Annotated in this window: 30 protein-coding genes, 1 tRNA gene and 1 pseudogene; 24 read left to right on the top strand and 8 right to left on the bottom strand. The window is 38.9% G+C overall.

Annotation, left to right across the window (positions count from 1 at the left end; all coding sequences use genetic code 11):
- Positions 1–32: 32 nt before the first annotated feature.
- The 5 genes and pseudogenes from RGT18_RS10305 to RGT18_RS10285 form a co-directional block, all read right to left on the bottom strand.
- Positions 33–398, bottom strand: a pseudogene (locus RGT18_RS10305) (type IV secretory system conjugative DNA transfer family protein); the annotation flags it as partial.
- A 188-nt stretch (positions 399–586) separates the two neighbouring features.
- Positions 587–1,072 (bottom strand): PcfB family protein, encoded by a 486-nt coding sequence (locus RGT18_RS10300; protein ID WP_055328033.1) that lies wholly within the window; start codon positions 1,070–1,072, stop codon positions 587–589.
- Positions 1,069–1,920, bottom strand: a complete 852-nt coding sequence (locus tag RGT18_RS10295; RefSeq protein ID WP_338176099.1) for an ATP-binding protein — start codon at positions 1,918–1,920, stop codon at positions 1,069–1,071. Before RGT18_RS10295 ends, RGT18_RS10300 begins: the two co-directional genes overlap by 4 nt.
- Positions 1,917–2,687, bottom strand: coding sequence for a replication initiator protein A (locus RGT18_RS10290; RefSeq protein ID WP_084916526.1), 771 nt, complete (start codon positions 2,685–2,687; stop codon positions 1,917–1,919). Before RGT18_RS10290 ends, RGT18_RS10295 begins: the two co-directional genes overlap by 4 nt.
- 88 nt (positions 2,688–2,775) lie before the next feature.
- Positions 2,776–3,060, bottom strand: coding sequence for a CD1845 family protein (locus RGT18_RS10285; RefSeq protein ID WP_037404025.1), 285 nt, complete (start codon positions 3,058–3,060; stop codon positions 2,776–2,778).
- Positions 3,061–3,262: 202 nt separating this feature from the next.
- Between RGT18_RS10285 and RGT18_RS10280 the strand changes: the two genes are divergently transcribed.
- From RGT18_RS10280 to RGT18_RS10175, 22 genes are all read left to right on the top strand, one after another.
- Positions 3,263–4,201, top strand: a complete 939-nt coding sequence (locus tag RGT18_RS10280; RefSeq protein ID WP_028078333.1) for a phage minor capsid protein — start codon at positions 3,263–3,265, stop codon at positions 4,199–4,201.
- Positions 4,198–4,410 (top strand): hypothetical protein, encoded by a 213-nt coding sequence (locus RGT18_RS10275; protein ID WP_028078332.1) that lies wholly within the window; start codon positions 4,198–4,200, stop codon positions 4,408–4,410. Before RGT18_RS10280 ends, RGT18_RS10275 begins: the two co-directional genes overlap by 4 nt.
- 75 nt (positions 4,411–4,485) lie before the next feature.
- Positions 4,486–4,668, top strand: coding sequence for a hypothetical protein (locus tag RGT18_RS10270; RefSeq protein WP_028078331.1), 183 nt, complete (start codon positions 4,486–4,488; stop codon positions 4,666–4,668).
- An 85-nt stretch (positions 4,669–4,753) separates the two neighbouring features.
- Positions 4,754–5,392, top strand: a complete 639-nt coding sequence (locus tag RGT18_RS10265; RefSeq protein ID WP_028078330.1) for an Hsp70 family protein — start codon at positions 4,754–4,756, stop codon at positions 5,390–5,392.
- Positions 5,393–5,404: 12 nt separating this feature from the next.
- Positions 5,405–6,274, top strand: a complete 870-nt coding sequence (locus tag RGT18_RS10260; protein WP_028078329.1) for a hypothetical protein — start codon at positions 5,405–5,407, stop codon at positions 6,272–6,274.
- Positions 6,275–6,289: 15 nt separating this feature from the next.
- Positions 6,290–6,430: a hypothetical protein gene (locus tag RGT18_RS10255; protein WP_156022823.1), complete on the top strand. Its 141-nt coding sequence runs from the start codon at positions 6,290–6,292 to the stop codon at positions 6,428–6,430.
- 10 nt (positions 6,431–6,440) lie between these two features.
- Positions 6,441–6,827, top strand: a complete 387-nt coding sequence (locus RGT18_RS10250) for a head-tail connector protein (protein ID WP_028078328.1) — start codon at positions 6,441–6,443, stop codon at positions 6,825–6,827.
- Positions 6,820–7,161 (top strand): hypothetical protein, encoded by a 342-nt coding sequence (locus RGT18_RS10245; RefSeq protein WP_037404020.1) that lies wholly within the window; start codon positions 6,820–6,822, stop codon positions 7,159–7,161. Before RGT18_RS10250 ends, RGT18_RS10245 begins: the two co-directional genes overlap by 8 nt.
- The gene (locus tag RGT18_RS10240) at positions 7,154–7,519 is read left to right on the top strand and encodes a hypothetical protein (RefSeq protein WP_051241008.1); all 366 of its coding nucleotides are present in this window, start codon (positions 7,154–7,156) and stop codon (positions 7,517–7,519) included. The genes RGT18_RS10245 and RGT18_RS10240 overlap by 8 nt, the downstream gene beginning before the upstream one ends.
- Entirely contained in the window at positions 7,512–7,913 is a 402-nt protein-coding gene (locus RGT18_RS10235) for a phage tail terminator protein (RefSeq protein ID WP_051241007.1), read from the top strand. Before RGT18_RS10240 ends, RGT18_RS10235 begins: the two co-directional genes overlap by 8 nt.
- Before the next feature lie 4 nt (positions 7,914–7,917).
- Positions 7,918–8,361: a phage tail tube protein gene (locus RGT18_RS10230; protein WP_028078325.1), complete on the top strand. Its 444-nt coding sequence runs from the start codon at positions 7,918–7,920 to the stop codon at positions 8,359–8,361.
- A gap of 48 nt (positions 8,362–8,409) precedes the next feature.
- Complete coding sequence (locus RGT18_RS10225; RefSeq protein WP_051241006.1) at positions 8,410–8,736, top strand: hypothetical protein; 327 nt, start codon at positions 8,410–8,412, stop codon at positions 8,734–8,736.
- Positions 8,696–9,067 (top strand): Gp15 family bacteriophage protein, encoded by a 372-nt coding sequence (locus RGT18_RS10220; RefSeq protein ID WP_162141231.1) that lies wholly within the window; start codon positions 8,696–8,698, stop codon positions 9,065–9,067. The genes RGT18_RS10225 and RGT18_RS10220 overlap by 41 nt, the downstream gene beginning before the upstream one ends.
- 17 nt (positions 9,068–9,084) lie before the next feature.
- Positions 9,085–11,727 carry a phage tail family protein gene (locus tag RGT18_RS10215; protein WP_037404019.1) on the top strand — a complete coding sequence of 881 codons (2,643 nt, stop codon included), beginning with the start codon at positions 9,085–9,087 and terminating at the stop codon, positions 11,725–11,727.
- Between the two features lie 3 nt (positions 11,728–11,730).
- Positions 11,731–12,105, top strand: coding sequence for a hypothetical protein (locus RGT18_RS10210; protein ID WP_028078322.1), 375 nt, complete (start codon positions 11,731–11,733; stop codon positions 12,103–12,105).
- A 3-nt stretch (positions 12,106–12,108) separates the two neighbouring features.
- Positions 12,109–14,298, top strand: a complete 2,190-nt coding sequence (locus RGT18_RS10205; RefSeq protein WP_028078321.1) for a hypothetical protein — start codon at positions 12,109–12,111, stop codon at positions 14,296–14,298.
- Entirely contained in the window at positions 14,298–16,046 is a 1,749-nt protein-coding gene (locus RGT18_RS10200; RefSeq protein WP_028078320.1) for a hypothetical protein, read from the top strand. Before RGT18_RS10205 ends, RGT18_RS10200 begins: the two co-directional genes overlap by 1 nt.
- Before the next feature lie 3 nt (positions 16,047–16,049).
- Entirely contained in the window at positions 16,050–16,718 is a 669-nt protein-coding gene (locus RGT18_RS10195) for a carbohydrate-binding protein (protein WP_028078319.1), read from the top strand.
- 585 nt (positions 16,719–17,303) lie between these two features.
- Positions 17,304–18,599 carry a group II intron reverse transcriptase/maturase gene (ltrA, locus tag RGT18_RS10190; protein WP_338174865.1) on the top strand — a complete coding sequence of 432 codons (1,296 nt, stop codon included), beginning with the start codon at positions 17,304–17,306 and terminating at the stop codon, positions 18,597–18,599.
- 205 nt (positions 18,600–18,804) lie between these two features.
- Positions 18,805–19,797 carry an N-acetylmuramoyl-L-alanine amidase gene (locus RGT18_RS10185; RefSeq protein WP_028077931.1) on the top strand — a complete coding sequence of 331 codons (993 nt, stop codon included), beginning with the start codon at positions 18,805–18,807 and terminating at the stop codon, positions 19,795–19,797.
- Positions 19,798–19,809: 12 nt separating this feature from the next.
- Positions 19,810–20,139 (top strand): hypothetical protein, encoded by a 330-nt coding sequence (locus tag RGT18_RS10180; protein WP_028077930.1) that lies wholly within the window; start codon positions 19,810–19,812, stop codon positions 20,137–20,139.
- Positions 20,140–20,151: 12 nt separating this feature from the next.
- Positions 20,152–20,358 (top strand): phage holin, encoded by a 207-nt coding sequence (locus RGT18_RS10175; protein ID WP_028077929.1) that lies wholly within the window; start codon positions 20,152–20,154, stop codon positions 20,356–20,358.
- Positions 20,359–20,509: 151 nt separating this feature from the next.
- Here RGT18_RS10175 and RGT18_RS10170 read toward each other — a convergent pair.
- Positions 20,510–20,586, bottom strand: a tRNA-Arg gene (locus tag RGT18_RS10170).
- Positions 20,587–20,636: 50 nt separating this feature from the next.
- Here RGT18_RS10170 and RGT18_RS10165 point away from each other — a divergent pair.
- A complete protein-coding gene (locus RGT18_RS10165; RefSeq protein ID WP_037403718.1) occupies positions 20,637–21,446 on the top strand; it encodes an HAD family hydrolase in 810 nt (269 codons plus the stop codon).
- Between the two features lie 21 nt (positions 21,447–21,467).
- Here RGT18_RS10165 and RGT18_RS10160 read toward each other — a convergent pair whose 3' ends face one another.
- Positions 21,468–22,358 (bottom strand): RluA family pseudouridine synthase, encoded by an 891-nt coding sequence (locus RGT18_RS10160; RefSeq protein WP_051240939.1) that lies wholly within the window; start codon positions 22,356–22,358, stop codon positions 21,468–21,470.
- Positions 22,358–23,662 (bottom strand): 23S rRNA (uracil(1939)-C(5))-methyltransferase RlmD, encoded by a 1,305-nt coding sequence (gene rlmD / locus RGT18_RS10155; RefSeq protein ID WP_028077927.1) that lies wholly within the window; start codon positions 23,660–23,662, stop codon positions 22,358–22,360. Before rlmD ends, RGT18_RS10160 begins: the two co-directional genes overlap by 1 nt.
- A 216-nt stretch (positions 23,663–23,878) precedes the next feature.
- Here rlmD and RGT18_RS10150 point away from each other — a divergent pair, with 216 nt between their 5' ends.
- A complete protein-coding gene (locus tag RGT18_RS10150; protein ID WP_028077926.1) occupies positions 23,879–24,997 on the top strand; it encodes a BMP family lipoprotein in 1,119 nt (372 codons plus the stop codon).
- Positions 24,998–25,055 lie beyond the last annotated feature (58 nt).

The raw sequence follows: 25,055 nt of genomic DNA, 5'->3' as shown, positions 1-25,055 counted from the left end.
TTTTATTATTTTCTCTGTCCCTAAGAGGTTAATCCTTTAGGATCTGTTACACAATATGACGAGTGCATTTGCATTAGATTCGGTTTTACATAAAATCTCGTCTTTCCGGAGCCTGAACCACCAATAACAAGCACATTCTTGTTTCTTGCATACTTTGGATTTGGCGGTCTACCATTCATGGTTAATCGCTCGGTTTGAGTAAGCAAGATATTATTTTGGAACTTTTCATCCACATACGGCTCTATATCTTTTCTCGTTCCCCATCGGGCTGATCCATACTCTTTTCCTTGTCTGAACTTTTTTGCATTTTTACCTTTGGTATAGACAATAAATTTAATTAAAACTACTACTCCCACGCCTATTAAAATATCAGTTGGATGAATACTCGGAATAAAGCTCATGGTATTAAGCTCTAATATTCCTTGAAAGATTTTGTCTATCACATCGCCGCCTGTATAGGCTCTTACATGATGAGAAAAGATATTGCCAACATAGAAAAATGCAAGATAGGGAATATTCTGCTTTAGAAACTTTGCCTTATCTTGCACTTTGAATAAGCCTTTGATGTCTTTTAGTATCTTATCTATCATAGGCTCTGCTCCTTTTGTTTATTCTTGACTTTATCTTTAGAAACAGTGTTCTTTGCCATCTCCTTGAACTTCTCAATATTTTTGTGAATGGACTCTTTCCTTTCCGTTTTCTTTTCTGATTCTGCAAGAGCGTGTTTAAAGGCTTTATCCATCACTTTCATGTCTTTTGCCTGAAAGAATACGGAGTATTTTCCGCTTTCTTTATCTTTCATCACAGAAAACTTTACCCCATACCGATTCAGTTCCTTTTTAAGTTCTTTAAGCTCTGCTTCTTCTACCGGAATTTCTTCAAGCTGTCCCTTTTTAACCATATCTTTGAGCTTCACTTCATTTCCTTTGCTACTAACGAGCTTTTCCAGTCCTCCGAGTTTCTCAGCCTCTTTCATCAGTTTCTTGAGTAAAGTCAAAAGAAGTTTTGCTGTTACTTTTCCAGCTTTCACTTCCATATTCAGCGTTTTTCTTGCAATTTCTTCATTGATCAAGTTCTCTCACCTCCAGTCAGTAATCTTTCTTTATTCCTCTTTAATTTTTCTTCCTGAATAACTTTTCTGTAATCTTCTCCAAGCACCATCACAGGAATACACATCTCAATAATTCTTGAGTAAATTCTTTGGTATTCCACACTCTCCGTACAGTTTTCAATTTGGCTGTATGAAAGATTTGTGGTAAAGATTGTTGGCTTATGCTTTAAGTACCTGTTATTCACAATGTTATATACCTGCTCTTTGGCATAGCTTGTATCTCTTTCAATTCCTAAATCATCTAAGATGAGAATGGAAGTGTTTACAAGGGACTCGATATATGCGTTTTTATCAAGGTCAAATCCGCCTTTTTGCAGTTCGTTAATTATCTGAGCAAAGTTTCTAATCTTGACGTTTATCTGATATTGTTCAATCAGTGCATTGGCAATAGAGCAGGCAAGATAGGTCTTTCCGCTACCAACCGAACCATAGAACAGGAGTCCGATATTTTCTTTTCTCATCAGCTCATAGTCTTTTACAAAATTCTTTGCGATGATAAGACTCTGATTTTCTTTTCCCTGATAGTTTTCAAAGGTATATGCCCATTGAATCATGGATGTGAAGCAGATACTTTTTAATCTCTCGATTTCAAGCTGCTTTTGTCTTTCTTTTTCTTTCGCTTCCCTATCTCTATCGCATTTACAAGCTGTCTTAAATATCATCTGCTTTCCGAAAAATTCTAATGCTTTTCCATCTTTTCTTTCATGGCACACTTTACAGTAGGCGTGTCCGTCTTTGATGTATTCTTTTTCAGGATCAAAGCTATATTCCACATCTTCTATCATCACTTTTTCTAATTCTTTAATCATAAATGTACTCCTTTGTTATATTCCTCCCATGTAGGGATATTGGATGTTTTCTTACTTCCCTGATCTTTATAAAACCAAGAAAGGATTGTTGCTTTATGGTCTTTATATGTCTTTCCGGTACTTTGAAGATAGGTTGATAGTCTTTCAATGTAGTTATCAAGCTCTCCTGCCATTTTTATTTGTAATTCTCCTATGTCTTCGTCCTTTAAAAAGACATTTTGAAATGTTCCAAGTCCGCTTTTCCCAAAACTATATTCTCTCTTACTATACTTACTCTTATTATTCTCTATATAGTTAGAGTCAACATTTTGAACTTCCTGAAGTTCATTTTCTTTACTTCTGAGGTTAAAATCTCTTACTTCTGAAGTTAAGTTTTTTGACTTCTGAAAGTCATTTTCTTTTACCGCTATTATGCTCATAAAGTCTTTGACATAAATGACATTCGGCTTACCAAGTCCAAGCCTTACTCTTTCAATCAGTCCTATTCCTTTTTTGCTGTCTAACTCGTCCAATGTTTTTATAGCTGTCGGCTTTGAGATATTTCTTCTTCTCATAATTTCTTCAACAGTAAAATAGATAAATACTCTACCTTCCTTGTCCACCCAGTTATTCTTAAAGGACATTCCTGTGCGTTTCAAAAGCATGGAGTATAGGATAATGGCTTCAGCAGACAGTCCCTTAAATTCTTCTCCGTCTACCAATATTTCAGGCACTTTTAAAAAGTTAAATCTTTCCGCTTCTCTGTTATAGAAATAGTCAAAGTCCATCACTTCACCTCCCTTCCTTAAAAATTGGCAAAGAAAAAGACGATAGTTTTTACTCTATCGTCTTTGGTAACCATTTTTATGAATTTTTTTAGATTGATTTTATTGCTTCATTGATTCCTTGAAGGAATGCTATAACTGCTGCTCCAACCATCGGTATTCCGTATGGACTAACTAAAAATCCAATAATCAATGCTTCGATTCCAATGGTAACTTCTTTTTGCAAAAAAGATGCTATTGCTCCAAATATACAAAACATCATCAGCAAGTATAACAATGCTGTTCCTATGCTGAGCAGGAATGTTAGAAATGCAGTGAGAATACTAAGCAGCAAGCTGATTGGAAACAATATTATTTTTATTATCCACCTAATCATTTCTTATTCCTCACTTTCCAATCCATTCCTTGTATCTCCACACACCATATCAATACAAACATTCACATCAATATAATTTTTTAGGACTTTTTTTCGTCCTCCATCGCCATCTTCATTAAAGACATAATGCTTGTAAAACTGCTTAAAATGCAGGATTTTCACGATTTCACTCTTTGTATCAACGCTATAGTCTCCACATGGCATGTGTTCTAAAACATGTCAACCATGGCAGGGACGTGTATATGTTGATGATGTGTATAGTGGAGGAACACCTGAAGAAGCTGAAGAACTTAACTTACCTTTGTTGAGCACGGCTATATCCGGTGGTTTATTCCATCCAAACTGCAAGCATCACTTAAGCACTTATTATCCTGGTATGGATAACGATGATGATGGTGATCCAAGACAGCCGACATATGAAAATCCACCCGGCTCACAAGAACATCACTATCTGCAGCATCAGATTCAGCGTGAAAGAAGATTGCAGGTCGGTTCTTTAAGCGAAGATAAAATTAGAGAACATGCGGATAAAGAACAACGCTTAATAGGGCTTGATGAGAAGTATGTAAAACAAGCAGAACAGTCTTCTTCTACTACAGATTATGAAATAAAACTTGCTGATAATGAAGTTGTTAGAAAGTATTCAATTATTTTTAAGGGATACGACCCTGCTGAATTAATCGCTGGTAGCGAAAGCTATACTTCTATGTTTGATAAATTTGGATTCAATAGATATGTAATTAGAAGGAGAATAGTTAATGCAGCTACGCCTCCTGGAGAAACAAATGTAGATATAGGAAATCCAGCACTTGCAAATAGCCTTCATGAAAGAGCTCATGATTTGATAAACCAACTGGCCATGAAAAATCTAGGTTTATTAGATGGAATGGTGCTAGAAAAGCATACAGTAGCAGACGTTAATCAAGAAAAACGACGATTATTTATATCGATGTTTGAAAACTGTTTTAGTAATAACCTATCATTTGATGAAATAATGGAAGAAGTAAAAAATGATATTAGTCTACGGGCAACAGATGTTGGAGAATTGATATCAGAGGCATTAACTCAATATTTTGGCGGAAAATATAGCGAAACCTCCAAAAAGGTGTATGATTGGTTTGTAAAGGAGTGGCTAAAATGAGTGAAACATATGGGCATGAATTAGACTTTGCTAGAGAATATATGTTTGTTTTCCCGATAAGAGAAGAGCCTGGATATCATATTCATTTTACAAAAAATTGTCCTAAGGAAATTAAGGATAAGGTTTTGGAACTTTATCCTAAATTAATTGAAGAAACAAAGAGAAGACACGAAGAGGGCTTATACACTAGCAAAGATTATTTTTTCTGATAGTCGGCTAAATCGTTTGTTTATCAAGCATCCTAGAATAGGGTGCTTTTTTCATGCATGAAAGGAGAAAGGGAAATGGTGCAAGTAAAAGTCACACAGAATTATTTCGATAGAGAACAAGATAAGTTGATGAATGTTGATGATCAATTTGAATGTTCTCAAGAACGTGCCGAGCTTCTTACGATGTTCGGAGTAGCAGAAATTGTAAGTGAAGGTAAAGAAATCATCGAAGAAACAGAAGTCACTGCAGAAGAGTAGTGGCTTTTCTTATGGCCAATCACGATATGCCTTAAAAACTGTGCGTGTTTGATTTAAGGGAGACACCCAAAAAACAGGAGGAACTATGAAAGAAGTATTAAAGTATCCGCTTCACATTCAGTTTTTTGCTGATAATGGAGCACAACCAAACACAGGAGATGGAAATGACAACAACGGTGCTTCACCTAGCGCGCAAGGAGCAAATTCAAGCGTTTCTATCGACTACGACAAGATTGCTGATGTTTTAGATAAGCGTGGATCACAAGCTCAATATGCTGCCCTGAAAGGGTATCTAAAGGAGCAGGGTGTATCTGCTGATGAAATGGATAAGGCAATCAAAGAGTTCAAGGATAAGAAAGAAGCTGACAAGCAATCTAAAGAAAAAGAACAAGCAGACATGCTTGCAGAAAATCAGCGATTAAAGCTGCAGATTCAAAACATCGAAATCGATAAGAAGATTTCAGAACTTGCTGAAGGCGTTAGTGCTGAAAAATTACCTTTCTTAGCAAAGCTTATTGATCGTTCCAAGTTGTTAAACGATAAAGGGGAAATTGTTGAAGACAGCGTTAAATCTGCTATCGAAGAAGTTGTAAAGGCATTCCCTGATTTCAAAGCGCAGGCAGGAACGACAACACAAGGTTTCACAAAAATCGGAGCAGATGGCTCCAACTCAAAGGCATCATTAGACGATGTCCTTGCCAAAAATTTTGGTGTTAAAAAATAGGAGGAATATTAAATGCCAAATACAATCGAATATGCAAAGAAGTATGTACCACTCTTAGATCAGGTTTATGCACTCGCATCATTAACAGCCGATCTAGAATCTGATCCAGAACTAGCTAAAGAAGGAGCAAATGCGAATGAAATCGTTGTTCCTAAGTTAGAGATGGATGGTTTAGGAAAATATGACCGTAACGAAGGCTATACAAAGGGCAATGTTAAGTTCAAGTATGAAACTGTTAAGTTCAACTATGAGCGTGGTCGTGCATTCAATGTAGACAACATGGATGAAGAAGAAACAATGAATGTGATTGCTCCAAAGATTATGGGAGAGTTCACACGCACAAAGGTAGCTCCTGAAGGAGATGCATTTACTTTTGCCAAGTTAGCAGGTAAGACAGGCGTTTCAAGTGCAACTGGTGCATTAGCTACTGGTGAAGCTGTAGTTAAGGCGCTACGTGCAGCCTCTACAAAGATGGATGAAGACCAGGTTCCAACAGAAAGTCGTATCCTTTACATCACTCCTACATTAAAGGGCTTGATTGATGATCTAGACACAACAAAGTCTAAGGCTGTTCTAAACAAGTTCTCAAAGGTTGTAGAAGTTCCACAAGCTCGTTTCTATACAACAATTGATTTACTTGATGGTAAGACAAGCGGCGAAGAAGCTGGTGGTTTCAGAAAGAACACAGCCGGTAAGGAAATCAACTTCATGATTGTTGAAAAGTCTGCAATCTTAAAGTACAACAAGCACGTCGCTCCTAAGATTGTTACACCTGATCAAAACCAAACAGCAGACGGCTATATCTTTGGCTACCGCAAGTATGGCTTAGTTGATGTGTATGAAAACAAGCTTGCTGGTGTATATTGCCACCACGTTGCCTAATAAGAGGTACAGATTATGGCAGAGACAGTAGGAAAAATCTTCGTAAAAGAAGTGGATCTAGAAACAGTTGAACAAGTTGAGCCTATTGAGCCAATTGTTAAACCGGAGATTCAGCCTGAAATCGAAGAAACAGATAAGAAAAGCAACAAGAAATGAGGTGATGTAAATGCAATACGTCGATAAAGCGTATTACAAGGACACCTATAACGGTATTATCTTGACTGATGATAATGCTGATAGATATTTAACGATTGCTTCGCGGCAAGTTAACGCTATCTGTAGAGGAAGAATTGAAGGGATGGGCTTTGACAGCCTGTCCCCTTTTCGTAAGTCTTCTATACAAGAGGTGATATGCCGGCAAGCAGAATTTCTTTATCAAAACGAAAGCATGTTGGAAACATACTTAAGTAGCTATGCAATTAACGGTGTTTCAATGCAGTTTGGCCAATCATGGAATCTACATGTAGAAGGCGGAATTGCAATGCCTGAAGAACTGTATCAAACACTACTTAGGACAGGGCTTTGCTATAGAGGGTTTGGCTATTATGGGTAGTTGGCCATCTTTGGTATTGCCACAGTTCTGCAAGACACCAATTCATCTGATTTTCCATCAAGAAGGAATCGATGAAGATGGAGCACCAATCAAAGCTTTAGAGTTGGATGCCTTGTGTAATTATCAAGGCTCTGCAAAGCGCGTACGTACCGATAAAGAGACGTTTGTGCAATTGACGGGTATTTGCCTATTTAACGGAGATATAGCCCCTAGCGTGCTTGAAATTGGCACAGGTGAGGCGATTATTTTCGGAGAGAAGAGGACCATCGTTTCTGGAAAGAAGGCACGCAACCCTGATGGTAGCGTGAATTATTGTGAGGTAGATCTTGGGTAAGGTTAGAATCCATTACAGAAACGTTGCTACATTGCGAGATGGATTACGTCAGGCGTTGTATAAGACTGCTGATGCTATCTGTACAGATGTACATGATAAGCAAGTGATACCGTTTCACAAAGGTATACTGTCGGAGGAGACAAAGCCCGATGATACAAGAGAACCAAATAAGGCATATGTTGTTTCAGCCATGCCGTACGCTCGTAGGCTTTACTTCCATCCGGAATACAACTTCCGTACAGAAAACAATGAGCACGCAGGTGGTAAGTGGTTTGAACCGTGGACTACGAAAGGCAAGTACGCTAACTGGGTAAAACGACGCTTTGAAGCGTTCATTAAGGAGTGTGCAGATGTCTAGTACAATGAGACTTTATGAAATTAGAAACTGGTTGAAAACATTAAATTTATTTGAACATTACTATATCGGTAAGTTGGATCAGAAGCCTGATAAGGCAATAGGTGTTTATCAGTTGTCTACTTCTGGTAGTCCAATAACAGCATTGGGTAATAAGTCCTCTTACAACGTTAAACGCGCATCACTATTGATTCACTGGAACAACAATGCCAGGGAAACCGATGAAGCGGCAAATACGCTTTTTGAAACAATCATGAATGCAAAACATCCAACTATAGGTGATTGGAAAGTGCAGTTTATTAACATGCTAGTCCCAGAACCACAAGACGTTGGAACGGATGATAAAGGAATCTATGAATCAGTCATAGAAATTGAAATATATTACGAAAGGAAATAATCATATGTCTGAAAAATATACAGGTGTATTCCCAGTATTCAACAATGAATTCAAGTTTGATATTGGCACAAAAGATACTCCAAAGAAGGTTAATGTAGCGGATTTGGAGTCATTTTCAGTATCATTTTCTAATGGTATTGAAAACTGGAATCCAATGGATACAAAAGGTTGGCAGCGTGGTCTGATGACTTCCAAGTCTTTGAAGATTGAATTTAAGGGTAAGAGAAACATCGGCGATGAAGGAAACGACTACATTGCTTCTCTTGCTTTCAAGACAGGCAAGGAAGCTACGATTCCATTTGAATGGACGATGGTAAGTGGCGCGAAGTTAGCTTTCAATGCAATTGTGGATGTCACATCTGCAGAAGGCGGAGACTCAACAAATGTTGGAGCGTTAGAGTTCACTGTTAACTCTGATGGAAAGCCAACTTATACTCCAGCAGTTTAAAAACAAAAAATAGAAAGGAATGGGCGGTCAAGACGGCTGCCCTTTTAAATGTATATGGGAAAAATTATCGATATTAGTGCAAAGCTCGTAAATGAGCCTAAGTTCTTACAAGTTGCAGAAGGGAAAACTTATAAAGTTGACGACCGCAAAAATACAGTTCTAAAGATGAACGCACTGCTTAGTGAGGGTGCAGCTTCAGTAGATGGAATCGATAAGGCTATTAAGTTAGGTCTTGGAGAAAAGGCTTTTAAAGAAATTGAAGCAATGGAGTTATCTATTACAGCTTATCAATCACTATTTATTGGCATGATGGCTCTTGTTACAGATAAGTCATTTGAAGAAATGGAGCAGACTTTTCGTAACACCACAGCATAACGATGAGTCTTACTATGACTTGTTTGAGGATTGGGATTTAATCGATGCTTCAGTTACTCAGCAATACGGAATCCGTTTAAGATATGAGCCTGAAATGCAGTGGGGAGAGTTCTGTACTCTACTTACTGGATTGAATGGTGATACGCCATTAGGGCATGTGGTTGATGTTAGATCCACTACGGATAAAGAACGCATCAAAAATATGTCTGCAAGCGATAAAAGGATACGAGCTGAGTGGCAGGCAAGACAGAGTAATAAACCTATCGATAGCAAGTCCTATATGCAGTCTATGAGAGCCCTTGAAGAAGCCATGAAGGCATTGGCTTCATAGAAATGAGAGGTGATTAGATGGCAACAGAAGTAGGGTCCGTTGAATTAGGTGTCAAGCTTAACGACAATCTTGAAAAAGATGTAGCGAAAGTTGCGAATAAGGCAGATAGCATCTTAACTGGAAGATTTAATGCTATTGGCGCTACGATTGGCAAAGTATTGGCTATTACAGCTTTAGCGAGATTCGGATCGCAATGTATTCAATTGGGCTCTGACCTTGCTGAAGTCCAAAACGTTGTTGACGTTACATTCCCTACAATGTCAAAACGTGTAGACGAATTTGCACGTAACGCAATAACAAGTATTGGTATGTCGCAAAAGGTAGCCAAAGAGTACATGGGACAACTTGGTTCTATGGCGCAGGCATTTGGTTACGGAGAAGCTGCATCATACGATATGGCTTCGGCTATCACAACATTAACAGGTGATGTAGCATCGTTCTATAACCTATCGAATGATGAGGCATTCACTAAGTTGAAATCTGTATTTACAGGTGAAACAGAATCACTCAAGAGCTTGGGTGTCGTTATGACTCAATCGGCTCTTGATGAATATGCTTTGGCGAATGGCTTCGGTAAAACAACAGCCAAGATGTCAGAGCAAGAAAAGGTAGCATTACGATTGGCGTTTGTACAGAATGCGTTATCTAATGCTGCAGGAGACTTCGAAAGAACATCAGACGGCTGGGCAAATAGTACACGTGTCTTATCACTTCGTTTCGAAGAGCTTAAGGCGACAATTGGCCAAGGTTTGATAAATGTATTAACTCCAATTATCGGCGTCATAAACGTCATTCTAGGAGGCCTACAGACACTTGCTAATTACTTTGTCGCTTTTACAAGGTTAATCACTGGTGGCAAAGGCGCGGCAGGTGCTACAGGAGCAATAGCATCCAATATAGGTAAGGCTGGCGCAGCTGCAGGTGGATTAACATCTGGACTTGGCAAGGCAGGTAAAGCCGCAGATAAATTAAAAGGAGCTCTTGCTGGCTTCGATGATTTAAACGTATTGCACGATTCAGAGGATTCAGGCTCCGGAGGAGGTGGAGGCGCTGGAGGCGGTGGTGCCGACTTTGGCTCTTTAGGTATTCCTGATGGCTCAATCGACATGAGCGGAGTAGATGAGATCTATGATCGTGTTAAGGGCATATTCGATAAAGTTACAGGATTTCTAAAAGACCACAAAGTAATCATCACCTCGCTTTTAGGAGGAATGTTTGCAGGATTTGCGACTTTTGGAATCATAAAGAATTGGAGTGCTATTAAAGGTGTCTTCACTGGACTTTTAGCACCGCTCAAGGCATTAGCAACAGGGTTCTCTACTTTCTTCACAGGTATAGCTAACGGTGAAGGTGTGTTGACATCGTTGCAGGCAGTCTTTGGTACAGCAACTGGAACGGCTTTATTCTTTGCTGCGATTGTTGCGGCGGTATCTGCAGCTCTAATCTATTTGTATCAGACAAGTAGCGATTTTAGAGCTTTAGTACAGACAGCACTGGATAGCTTGTTAGGCATTCTAAGCAAACTATGGAATAACGTTTTAGTTCCTTTAGGTGCATTTCTGCTAGATGTATTCAACACGGTCATCGTACCGATTGCTACCTTCTTAGCACAGGTGTTTGTTAAAGCAGTTGATGTACTCTTTAGCGGACTGCTTTCACTTTGGAATAACGTACTTGCACCAATAGCCAATTTCTTGGTCACAGTCCTAAGCATTGCATTAAAAACAATTGTAGATGTGTGGAATGGTTGGAAACCTGCCATTGAAGCAATTGGAGCAGGTGTCGCATGGGTTTGGAACAATATCTTATCTCCACTAGCGGACTTCATTAAAGGAGCAATGCTAGATGCATTTGCAGTTCTTGGCAAATTCGTTGATGAGTTGTTGAAGAGCGCAACTTCGATGTTTAAAGGCTTTTCTGATTTCTTGATTGGTATCTTCACATTAGATGTTGATAAAGCTATGCAAGGAGTCCAGGAGATCCTTCGTACATTCTTAGGATTCTTGGATAGAGTTTTCGGAACAAATTTCAGCTCATCGTTTAAGTTTATCAACGGAATCGTAATGGCGTTCTTCAGTGGAACACAACAAATTTTCGATGGTATCAAACAGATATTTGGTGGCTTGATTAATTTTGTTCAGGGAATATTCACAGGAAATTGGAAACAAGCTTGGCAGGGTATTGTCGATATCTTCGGTGGTATTTTCAGTACGATTTCAGGTGTGGTAAAAGGACCAATCAATGCGGTAATTGCTATCGTCAATGGTGCAATTAATCGAATCAACGGTGTAGGCTTCACCGTACCGGATTGGGTACCTATTATCGGTGGTAAAGGCTTCCGAGTAGATTTACCTAATATTCCAGCATTAGCGCAAGGTGGATATGTTGGAGCAAATGCTCCGCGATTAGCTTTAATTGGTGATAACCGCCATGAAGGTGAAATCGTTTCGCCTGAGAGTAAGATCTATGAACAGACCAAACGCGCGATAGATGATGCGTTGATGGCATCACAAGGCGGTAATGGTCAAGAAGTAATAATCCAATTAATGTATGAAATCTTAGAGACACTACAAAATCTAGGAATCGTGATTGACCGAGATAAATTGCTAAAACTAATAGATCAAAGAAATAAACAACTACAGTTAGCAAAGGGAGGTTAAAGCATGATTGATTATGAATTAATAAAAATTAAAATTGATGGTAAAGATCTCCCTGCGCCGACTAAGTTTGAACCTGAATACGGTGATTTAGACAGCGACAGTTCGTTGCGTGATGTTAAAAAAGGAATCATGCATCGTATGCGTATTCGTTCTCGTGTGTTGAAGATTGCGCTGGCTTATGCTATCGATGACTTAGAAGTGGTTTCAGAAGTAATGAATATGCTAGAACCACCAGAGTTTATGGTCGAAACATTTGATATTAAAACACTGCGGCGTAAAACGTACAAAATGTATTGCAGTAAATGTAAATTTAAGTATATCGCTATCGGTGATGGCATTTATAGCCAAGGCTACACCTTTGATTTAACGGAGTGCTAGAATATGAAAGTCTATATAAAAAAAGGAACCGCAACACCTGTTGAAATAACAGACCTAGTTGTATCGTTCGATTCGTCTAACAGCATGCAAGAGGATAGACTTTTGGGTAACACTCCAAGCATGATGTTGGATCTCGATTTAAACAATACAGATGGTGTTCTTAGTGATTGTGCTGGGAACACCTTTTTGATTGATTTAAAAGAAGCTGATAGTAGGGAAATTCCGACACAAGAATTCATCGTCCAAGAAGCTCCAGAGAAATACACAAAGAAGTTATCGCTGAATTTGTATGACGTGATGATTAAGTTTAATAAGCCGTATAAAAGTGAGTTAACTTATGAAAAGGATAAATATCCAACTATCTCGCAGCAATTAGATGAGATGTCTAGATTGGCTGGTGTCAGCATTGATAAAACAGATTTATCAAATACTGTACTGAACAAAAAAGCACAGTGGATAGACTCAACAATTATTATGCGTGATTACATTGGTTGGATTGCTGAATTAAGCGGAACAAACGCACTCATAAATGAGTCAAATACGCTTATTTTCAGAAATCTCTTTGCTACTAATCACGATATAGAATTTACATCAGATTTTGAAAAAACAGATCTGATAATCATCTCACGTGTTGCATATGATGACGGCGTTAATTTGATTGCTTCAGGAAACGATGCAGGAAAGACAATCTACATCGATGCAAACAATTCCTATTGCGATAGCCAAACATATACAGATGCAATTTTAGCGAAGTATAAAGGCCAATCGTTCTATGGTATGTCAGGTTTAAAAACCTTTGGTAAAGATACGATCAAATTAGGCGATACGGCCACATATGACGGCAACAAGTGTATCGTCCTAAGTATTAAGCGAAAGTATGTAGGTACACAGTCAGTAGTCGAACTTGACGGAGAGGTTGCGTTAAAGAATGTCGATTCTGTTGTTACTAAGGTTTCCGATAAAGTTAGGATTAAACGCCTACAGGTTAAAGTGGATCAAGATGCAAACAAGCTTGAAATCGTTGCAAAGAATCTTGAAGATGCAAAAGGCGATGTAGGTAATCTGCAAATTGAAACAAACAAGATTAAGACACAAGTTGAAAATATTTCTGCTGGAACAGTTTCTGGTACAAAGCAATACTATCTGCAAACGACATCAGAAGATAAACCGTCCAAGACAGATTCGGCATGGTCTACCACAAAGCCTCCATCAATAGCAGGACAGCGCATGTGGTACATGCTTGCAGATGTATTGGCCAATGGTTCTGAAATCAAACACGATCCATTTGAACTGACGGGCATTAAAGGTGATGCAGGTAGGGGGATTGTTGGTAATCCCAAGCTAACGTATCAAGCGAGTACGAGCTCTATAGTACCTCCAACCGGTCAGTGGTTAGAGAATATACCACTTGTTAATGAAGGCTATACGCTATGGACTAAGATTACATATACCTACAGTGATAAAACAACATCAGACGTATATTCTCCGTCAATAGCAGGTAAAGCTGGTAGAGGGATTAAACAGGTGTATCCTGAATACTATTTGTCAACTTCCAAGACAGAAATAACAGGTGGTACGTGGAGCACAACTCAACCTGAGAAACCAAAAGATGCATGGATATGGGTACGATACAAAACCATATTCACAGATGACAGCACAGGATATTCAGATGGTGTATTAGATGAAGTGTTGAATGGCTTAGTGGATATATCAATTAGTAACAAGTCAAACATAGCTCAGTTAAATGACAGTATTACTCATCTCGTGGTGCAAACTAGTGAAACTAAAAATGAACTTAAAACTGTGCAAACAGGATTAAGTACTTTGGAGAAACAAACTGCTGACGGATTTAACAGAACAGTTCAGAAATCTGAGTACGATAAGACAATCAATGAAATAGAAGAACAACTTGATAATAAAGGTCTTCATATCGGATCTGATAAAGAAGATACAGTTACTACTATTGATGCAAGCGGTGTTAGTATCGTCGCTTCAGACGGTAAATTATTAGCTCGTTTCGATAAAGTCGACAGCATGCTCGCATATCTAAAGGTACTGGAGTATCTATGCGCAGGAGCACATCGTATCGAAGCTAAGAATATCGAAGCAGAAATTACAAGTTTTGTTGGGGGTTCAATTAAGACGGCAAAGATTGATGCATCTATTATTAATTGGATTGGAGATGTTAATTAATGGTCTTGTTAAATGAAAACTGGAAAGTTGTTTCTGAAGCTACACGAACACCTGGTGCAGCAAACGTAACTTATCAATTATTAGCGCGTATTAATCCTCAATATCATAGTATTGAATTAAATAGGGATTACGTAGAAACACAAGTAACATATACCATGAATAGTGGTTATATCTATTCTGGATCTTGGACATTTACTGCAACAGGATGTTCCGATGTATCTGGCGGTGGTACACTGAATGGAAGTGGAACATTAATAAGTGGAGGCTTCTGGGCTTATCACGACAACAGTGGTAACTACTCGACAAGTATTAATGCGAATTTAAGTTTTTACTTTTCTGCAGCTGATGCATACTTAGATGGTTCTATTGAACTTCCTAATATTCCCCGAGCGAGTGTTCCTTCTTGGAAAAACGGAAAGAATCGTGTAAAGCTTGATGGAACGGATACAATTACGTTAGTTCTTGATAAAAAAGTTCCTGCATATCGTCACTCGCTCGTATGGGTAATTGGTGATAGCGGATATAAATGGCTTAATACAAACAATATCGACACTGAATACACGTTTAGACCGACAGAAGAAATGCTGAAATATTCTACAAATGGTAGATATATTTATGGCTATCTTGGGGTTGGAACGTATTCTAGCGGTGATCCGAACGCCACGATGATTGGCTCTATGAATATTGGCTTTTTCATTGATTTGCCTGAAGAAAGATATGGTCCTGTTATTAGCTCTGCAACTGTAAAGGAAATCGGAAATAGCAAAATTCCAGAAGATAAAGTATTCCGCTATTTATCCAAGAAAAAACTATCCATGCAGATAGAAGTAAGGGGATATTCAACTGTTAAAAATGTATATGCGTTACATAATAAACAGCAGTATCCTTTATCACTCTCAGATAGCTTGTATAGCACGAATTTAGAGGGGATGACAGATGGGGATATACAGTTTGTCATCGAAGACAGTAGGGGCTTTAAAACGATACGAAATTGGCATGGAACCTACGTTCCATACTTCTATCCTTCCATAACGGATTTCAACGCAGAGCGAGATAATCCGACAGTTAACGAAGGGTATGCAAATGCCAAAGGTACCTTTTTTAACGGTGAGAATAATCAGTTAAAAATAGTAATTAAAGATGAGCAAAATCATAGCGTAAATTGTTCGTATACTTCTAACGGAAATAATGTAATTGTTAAGCAACGTGTAAGTGGATATAGCTACGATAAAAACTACAAGCTAACACTTACTATTACGGATTATTATGGCCAGTCTACAGAGCGTACTTACACACTTTCCGGTAATCTTTGGGCCATGATTCTTGGAAAACTCACAGCCAGTTTTCACATGCTGTGGGTTCGACGAAATGGAAATAATCCATGTGGAATTTATAACGAGGGCGACATGACTACGGTAGGAACCACATACGCAGCCGGCAAATTGATTGCAAGTGGGGGAATTGGAATAAAAGGGCAAAATACTTTTCTTGTACGAAGAGAGTTTTCTGCAACATACCCAGCATTAGGCTCAATGATCGCCGCATATATTACAGTACCTTTTACTGTACCCGCAGGGTATGAGTTAATAGATATTTACAGAGTGTATTCCGAAACTGCCGTTGTTGCATCTATTAAATCTATATATTCAGATAGCTGTGTGGTGCATGTGTTCAATTCGTGGACAAACTGGTCGTCTCCTAGCGGAAAAGTTACAATACATGGACTATTTATCAAGAAGGAGGCGTAAAAAATGGCAAAAATAACGTTAAATAATGGGCACTTCTATACCGTTGATTATCTAACCCAAACTCAAATTGGGAAAAAATGTAAACTAGAAGATGTTAAGCTAATCGTAGAGGATATGTCGCAAGAGAATGTGTCAAATGCTAAGGTCGAGGGAGATAATAAAATCACTGCTTTAGGGAACTTAAAACTTCTTAGTTTTAATGTTGACAAAGAAGCTGTAGATTATCGTATAACGCTTTTCTTTAAAGAGGTTCCTCAAAGTGAAATAGACCTAGCCAAAGAGAGAGCGAAGAGCGAAGCGTTGCGATTATGTGCAGTCGCTGGTCTAAATGTTTTATCTCCAAAATTTGTAATCCAATGGTGCGAATTTTTGGATCCGTGGAACGAGTACAAGTTTCCGTACAAAAAGGGCGAGCGGTTCAAACATAACAACAAGCCGTACGAAGTGAAAGAGGACGTTATATCGAACAAGAATGAGCCTCCAGAAAAAGCACTACGTTATTACAAAGAAGTCACGGTGGAAGATACCTACAAAGATTACGATAAAAACAAAATCTACAATATCGGTGATATCGTTCGCCACAACGGCAAGCTATGGATATCGAAGTGGGCCGATAACAAAAACCACGAACCAAGTATTTCTTCAGCTTGGAAAGAGTGGGATGGAAAATAAATAAAAAATTAAGGCTATTAAGGCGGCTTAATCAGTCGCCTTTTTAGAGTGTGACGGGCATGTCGCAAACCTAACTGGTGAAAGTCCAGTCGTAGGTAGTTACCGCCAAGCGTAGCGAACCACAAGCCGTAAGCCGTGAGGCTTTGGGTGAAGGAAGTGGTGTAGCGATTCTTTCGAGGTTACGAACAGAAATCTGATATAAGGCTAAATGGAGGGTGAGATTGCTCTACAAATCGAAGCCCAAAAGGTAAACGTAAAACCAAAACAGTAAATCAGGAACTTGTGAAAGAAGAGAGAAAGGTATGTGACTTACCCTGTGAGGTCTTGTGGACGATGAATCCTAGACGTTTTCAAACAACTATAGTACCATCGGTCGGAAAAGGTCTATCACAAGAAGTCAGCTGAGCCCATAGTAGGTATACACCAGTACTGAAGGGGTTAATGTTTGTATAGTGCAAATCACTATATGTAAGAAAATGAATACTCTGGAATTGAGATATCACCTAGAACCATAGAACGTAACTATGGATGGTGAAAAGGCAAGAAGAGAATTTCATTATTTGTGCAATAGAAGGAGGAGCAGCCATGGAATTAATGGACAAGATTCTAAGTCAAAAGAACTTACAAGAGGCGATGAAAAGAGTCAAGAGTAATAAAGGTGCATCGGGCATTGACAAGATGTCTGTGGAAGAAATTGACGAATACTTCAGTAAACATATAGAAGAAATCAAAACTTCGATATGGGAAAAGAAATACAGACCTCGGGCAGTAAAAAGAGTCTATATCCCAAAACCAAATGGAAAGAAAAGACCATTGGGGATACCCGTTGTAGTGGATAGAGTAATCCAACAAGCAGTGGCACAAGTGTTTAGTGAACTCTATGACGAGTGCTTTAGTGAGCATAGTTACGGATTCAGACCAAACAGAAGTGCCCACCAAGCGATGGAGGAAGTACTCTTCTACCTAAACGAAGGGTGTGAATGGGTAATAGACCTAGATATTGAAAAGTACTTTGACACAGTGAATCATGATAAGTTGATATCCATACTTAGAGAGAAAGTAAAAGATGATGTAACGCTACATCTCGTAAGGTCCTTTTTGAGGGCTGGAATCATGGAAGATGGAATCATCCACAGAAATGAAGAAGGAGTTCCACAAGGAGGTCCGCTCAGTCCAATATTATCCAATATCTACCTAGATAGGTTTGATAAGGAACTGGAAAGCAGAGGGCTAAGATTCGTAAGATACGCAGATGACTGTAATATCCTCGTGAAGAGTGAGATGTCAGCCAACAGAGTCATGAAGTCTGTATCAAGTTGGCTAGAAAGAAAACTATTTCTAAAGGTCAACATGACAAAAACAAAAGTAGTAAGACCTAGCAATAGTTCGTTTCTTGGCTTCACGTTCTGGAAAAACAAAGATGGATGGAAAAGTATGCCTACATACGATAGGAAACAAAAACTATGTAAGAAAATAAAAGAAGTGCTATGCCGTAAAAAGGCAAGTGCACTTCCTTTATCGACTGTATTCACCCAAGTAAACCAAATCGTGAGAGGATGGATAAACTACTTCAGGATTGGCTCGATGAAGACCTTCTTAAAAGAATTTGGAGAATGGTTGCGACACAAGATACGTGTGATAATTCTAAAACAATGGAAGAAACCAAAACGTATCTATACCAACCTACAAAGTCTAAATCGGATACTCAAGGTCAATATCTCTGATGAAAGAATCTACAGTACAGCCAATACTAGACTAGGTCTATATCGACAGGCAAATGGAAACACAATAAAATTCTTATTGAGTCCAAAGGTACTATCGATGAAAAGCAAAGACAGACCGGGATTAATCAATCCACTAGAATATTATCAATCTAAGTAAAGGTAGAAACAATACAAATGTAGCGCCGTATACGAGACCCGTATGTACGGTGCAATGAGAGGGTCGAGGAATATCTGGATAAGATATTCTCACTCTACTCTATTAGATAGAAAGAGGATGAATCATGAATGAAGATTTAGCTTTAACAACAGAGCAGTTAGAAGAATTAAGCAACAACAAAGCAGAGAAAGTAGAGGAATAATTTATGGGATATTCAGCTTTAACTAATGTAGCAATCATGAGCCCTAACCATTCAGGCTCACGATACAATTCAATTTCAAAGATTACTATTCATCATATGGCTGGTAATCTTTCAATCGAGACGTGTGGAAACGTCTTTTTAAATCCAAACAGACAGGCATCATCCAACTATGGAATCGGTTCTGACGGTCGAATCGCATGTTATGTCGATGAAGAAAATCATCCGTGGACATCCGCTAACTGGGATAACGATGATCGTGCAATCACTATCGAAGTTGCTAATAGCGAGACTGGTGGCGATTGGCCAATCAGTCAAGCAGCTTACACTTCTTTAATTCGTTTATGTGCAGATATCTGTAATAGATACGGAATCTATCCTTATTACGATGGGACACCATCCGCGACATTGACGGAGCATTGTATGTTTGTAGCTACGAATTGCCCAGGTCCTACAATTCACGCAATGCAGGTAAACCACGTCATCGAGAATGATATTCGTGCCGCTATGGCAGGTGGCATAGTAAACACACCACAATCAACTCAACCAGTTGGTGGAGATGTTGAAGACTTAGCGCTTAGAGCAATTGCAGGTGAGTTCGGCAATGGTGATGCAAGACGTGCCGCGTTAGGCGATATGTATAGTGCTGTACAAGCACGCATCAATGAAATGTATGGTGGTGTTACAGCTACGATTGACTATTCTATTGATGCTATTGCATATCGTGTTATCGCTGGTGAATTTGGTAACGGTGTAGACCGTATCAATGCATTAGCTGCAGCAGGATATGACAATGTAGCGGTCCAGCAACGTGTCAATGAGATTCTTCAAGGTGATACAGCTTCAAACGCACCACTGGATAATCTGAGTGCTATTGCAGAAGCGGTCTACCGTGGCGACTACGGCAATGGTCAAGATAGAATCAATGCTCTACGTGCAGCAGGGTATGATCCTGAAGCGGTACAGCGTGCGGTAGACCGAATTTATTATGGTTTATAAGGTGGTGACAAAATGCCAAATTTAGATTTTGAAATGTTTCTTGCGTTCATCATGTGGTCGTGTGGGTTGATCATTACTGTTGGCGGTGCGGTGGCTATTTTAGAAAGATGGTCAGTAAAATTTAAAAAACCCGAAGATGAGCAGAATGCAAGATTAGCAGACCACGACAAAAGAATATTGAAACTAGAAGCTGATATTGAAGACATGTCAGAACAACTTACAGACCTAAAAGAAATGAGCCGACTATTGCTGGCTCAGGTAGCTGCACTTGCTAACGGTGATGCGGATGCAATCAGATCTGCAAGTGATGCAATCGTTAGTTATTTAAGGCATAAAATATAGGAGGAAAAGAAAATGCTTATTAAAAACAACAAGATTTATGACGTACTAAAGGAAATCGCGCTAACAGTATTACCAGCTTTATCTGTATTGTACTTAGCGCTTGCTGGCTTATGGGGTTTGCCTTATCCACAGCAAGTAAGTGGCACAATCATGGCGATTGATGCGTTCTTAGGCGCTATCTTACATGTATCGAACAAACAATACAAAGAAGCACAGTAAGAAGATTTGAAGTAATTTGAAAGCCTACTCTCATTGCGAGGGTAGGCTGTTTTTTTTATGTCTGAAATTAGGTGAGTTCTCCAAAAAGTTCTCCAAGTGTACTCTGATATAATAAAAACCCTTATAAATAAAGGGTTATAAGAATTTTGAATGGTGTGCTCGATGGGAATTGAACCCACAACCTTTTGATTCGGAATCAAATGCGCTATCCAGTTGCGCCACGAGCACAGAACACTTTATATATTAGCACGGTATGCTATAATTTTGAAGTTATGAATATGAATGTTGACAAGATTAAAATGATTGTCTGTGATATAGACAATACACTGATTCCAAGTGGCTCTGAGCAGTTAAGTGAGCGTAATCGTAATGCTTTACAAGCAGCGATGGCGAATGGGTATGATGTCATGATTAATACGGGTAGACATTATACATTCTTACAGCCAACGCTATTTGATGATTTACCTATGGATATCATTGGTACGATCAATGGTGCGTGTTTGGTGAATCGTGATGGAACTGTGTTAGAAACACATCCACTACCAACAGAATATATGGAGCGAATTATTGCCTTTGCACAAGCGAATAATATTGGTTTAGGCTTTAAGTTTGTAGATCATGTTGTAACATACAACGCACATCAGAAGTTTGTGGATGGTTATGTCAATGGGGATCCTGTTAAGGCACAACTTCTCATTAATGATACAGAGAAACGTACGCATCACTTAGAATATGGTAATCCTCTAGGAACGTTCTTAGTGGGTGATGAAGATGTAATTATGGGTTTTGCGAAGGAGATGCCTGAGCTGGTATTTGCTTGGTCATCTTTGAAGGGATTTGATGTATTCTTGCATTCTATCAATAAGTCGTTAACCGTAGAAGCCGTTCTCAAGGAAAAAGGCTATACTTGGGAGAATGTCATTGCGTTTGGTGATGCAGGAAATGATACACCATTTATTCAAAAAGCAGGAATTGGTGTTGCCTTAGGCAATGCGAAGGATGATGTTCGCCAGTACGCGGATATCATTGCGGATACTTGTGCAAATGATGGTGTTGCGAAGGTATTAGAAGAATTAGGGATTGTATAACGAAAAGTAGATGCTGGACATCTACTTTTTGAATGGTTCATACATTGGATTAGGTTGATCGAATATCTTGTGTTTTTTATTGGTGATTGGATTTCTAAATGCAATCCAATCTGCCCATAAGCCCATAGCAGGGAAATCTTTTGTTTTAATACCATAGAGTACGTCATTGACAATAGGATGTTCAATACTGGCAAGGTGAACGCGGATTTGGTGAGTTCTGCCAGTTTCAAGTGTACATCCTAGTAAACTATAAGATTGATAATTACCTAGTGCTTCTACGCGTGTGATAGCGTCAACTCCTGCTGGAGAAACGCGATACATACCACTATTATGACGATCCCTTCCTAGTGGTTTGTTGATTGTCATACGGAAGTTTGGATCAATATTACCATTTGTAATTGCTAGGTAGTGACGATGAATTTTCTTGCTAGAAAGTTGTGCATCAAACCATGGTTGGAAGAATGGTATCTTTGAATAGATAACAAGTCCAACCGTATCTTTATCTAAACGGTGAATTGGTCGTACTGGTTGTTTGATGCCATGGTTTATTTGGTATCTAGCCGCATAAGCATTCAAGCATGTTGTATCTCCAGGATCACCATGGATAATCATGCCTGCACCTTTATGCACGATATAGATAAATGCGTCTTCGTATACGACTTTGCATTCTGTTTCTGCAGGAATCCAATCTACTGCTTCTTCTGGGAGGGTGATTGTGATTGTTTTGTGGTCAATGATTTCTTTACCATGCTTGACCGTATTACCATCTAATAAGATTTGTTTATTTAACAGTAGAAGATATTTGTTTTTCTTTGATTGATAGTAATCGTTTAGAAAATCATCTACTGTTTTTTTGAGATATTTTCCTTCTGGATCAATCGTAATCGTATTTTCTTTGACGAGATATTTCATTAACCTAGCTCCAATACTGTAATAGATTCTACCAGCGGTGTTTGCGGGAATAAGTCATATGGAATCACAGTTACTACATGATAGCGTTGTTTGAGTACTTTTAGGTTCTTTGCAAGAGTGGATGGATTACAGGAGATATATATGATCTTCTTTGGTAATACATGCATGATGGTATTTAACATTTCATCATCCATACCACTACGAGGTGGATCGATTAATAAGCAGTCAACTGTCTTCTTCATCGCAATCTTGCGTAAACCATGTGCCGCATCATCACAGATAAATTCTGTGTTTGTGATGTTGTTTAGTTTCGCATTGTTTGTGGCATTTTCGACTGCACTTGGAACGGATTCAATACCATAGACTACATTTGCCTTATCCTTGGCCATAAGTGCCATCGTACCAATACCGCAATAAGCTTCTACTAATACCTTACATGGATCAATCTTACTGATTGCCATCTGATACATCTTTTCGGCTTGATTGATGTTTAGCTGGAAGAAGGATTCCGCTGAAAGTTGTAGTTGAATCTGATCCATAGAAATTGTTAATGTGTTTTGGCCCGCGAGTACTTTTGCGGGTGAACCAAATATCTGATTTGTCTTACGATTAGTATTAAAGGATTGACATAGAGATTCCATACCAGGAATTTCCATGATTCTATCAATGATGATGGAAGGGATATGTTCTTTACCAGTGATAAGGGTACACTGTGCTTTGCCATCAATTACGCGTAGAACGATATAGCGTAGTCCTTTTTGTGATCTCTGGTTATAGGCATCATAACCTTCTTCGTTGAGAATGCGTAAGATTTCTTTACGGATTTCTTCTAACTTTGGATCATGTATTAGGAAATGGTCGATAGGGTGAAAATGGTTTGTCTTTGGTTCATACATACCATTGACCAAAATATCATGTGATTTTTGGACTGGTAGCTTGCATTGGGAACGGTAACCAACTTGTTTTTCACTTGCGTGCATATCACGCACAAAGGAACGTTTTACATTTCCGTATTTATATAATGCTTGTTCAAGGATATCTTGTTTGTGACGTAATTGCTTTTGGTAATCCAAAATAAAGAGAGGACAACCATGTGCTTGTTCTAATGGGCTTGGGGATTCAATACGTTCTGGTGACTTTGTAATAAGTCGCTTGAGGCGAGCCATTACGTACTTTGGTTTCTCTTCAATGATTTCAACTTCTGCTGCTTCTTCAGGTAATACTCCATCACAGAATACTGGCTTGCGCTTGATAAAACCGATACCTTCGCCATTAATTCCTAATTTTTTAAATTCTACTTTCATAGTGACCTCGTTTGCTAAAAAGCTTCTTTCTACAATATCTGTGTTTAGCGTAACACGCTTTTATTGTTCTTAATAGACAAAAAGGCAAATTAAAGAATAATTTTGACAACTAAAAGAATAAGTTCAGAATTGGGCTGTTGTAAACGCTTTCGTTACGTTTTAAAATATACATAACGGGAGTCAGAAAATTCTGACAAAGAAAGGGAAAGAATTATCATGAAGAAATTATTAACTTCTGTGCTATCATTTGCAATGATTGCGACGATGGCAGGTTGTGGCGGAGATACTGCCAAGAACAGTAACGCTACAAACACAGATTCAGGCAAGGCTACTGCTGAAGTTGCAGTCGTTACTGACGTTGGTCAGTTAATGGACAAGGGCTTCAACCAAGGTACTTATGAAGGTGCTGTAAAGTATGCAGAAGACCATAAGTTAACGCACAATTACTATCAGCCAGCGAACGGTGCAGACGCAACAGATAATGACCGTATCGATGCTATGAAGCAGGCTATCGAAAATGGTGCGAAGATTATTGTGGCTCCAGGATTCTTGCAGGCTAAGGCAATGGAAACAGTTGCCAAGGAAAATCCTGATGTTAGGTTTGCATTCGTTGATGGTTGGGCTTTAGGTCTACCAAACGTAACAGCTATCGTTTATAAGGAACAGGAAGCTGGTTACTTTGCTGGATATGCTGCAGTTATGGAAGGCTATACAAAACTAGGTTATACAGGTGGAGGCGGAGGTGCTAACCCTGCATGTAACCGTTTCGGTTATGGTTTTGTTCAAGGCGCAAGTGCTGCTGCGAAGGAAAAGGGAATCACAGTAGAAATCAAGTACTCCTATAAGTATGGTTCTACATTCTCAGCTTCAACAGAATTACAGACACAGATTGCTGGTTGGTATGCATCTGGAACTGAAGTTGTATTTGCATGTGGTGGATCAATGTTCCAGTCTGTATTATCTGCAGCTTCTGAATATGAAAATGCGAAGATTATCGGTGTAGACGTTGACCAGTCTGCCGAAAGTTCAAAGGTTATCACAAGTGCTGTGAAGGGCTTAAGTTCATCTGTTGAACGTATTTTAGGTCAATTCTATGATGGTAAGTGGGACAGTGAACTTGCTGATAAGGCTCAGAACCTCGGTGCAGCTGAAGGTGCTACAGGCTTACCAGAAGACACATGGTCAATGAAGAACTTCACAGTTGAACAATACAAGGCATTGTTCAAGAAGGTTGCTGATGGTGAAATCGTACCAGATTCTAAGACACCGGATGACGCAAACAACGCTGACTGGTTGAAGGGCATTCCAAACGTAACAATTGATTTTGAAGCGTAATGAAGTCATAAGTTTTTTGCAGGGATGATAGTAACGCTATCATCCCTGTATTTGTATA

It is taken from the genome of Solobacterium moorei, from assembly GCF_036323475.1.
Classification (GTDB): Bacteria; Bacillota_I; Bacilli_A; order Erysipelotrichales; family Erysipelotrichaceae; genus Bulleidia; species Bulleidia moorei.
This window is presented reverse-complemented; position numbering and strand designations above follow the sequence as displayed.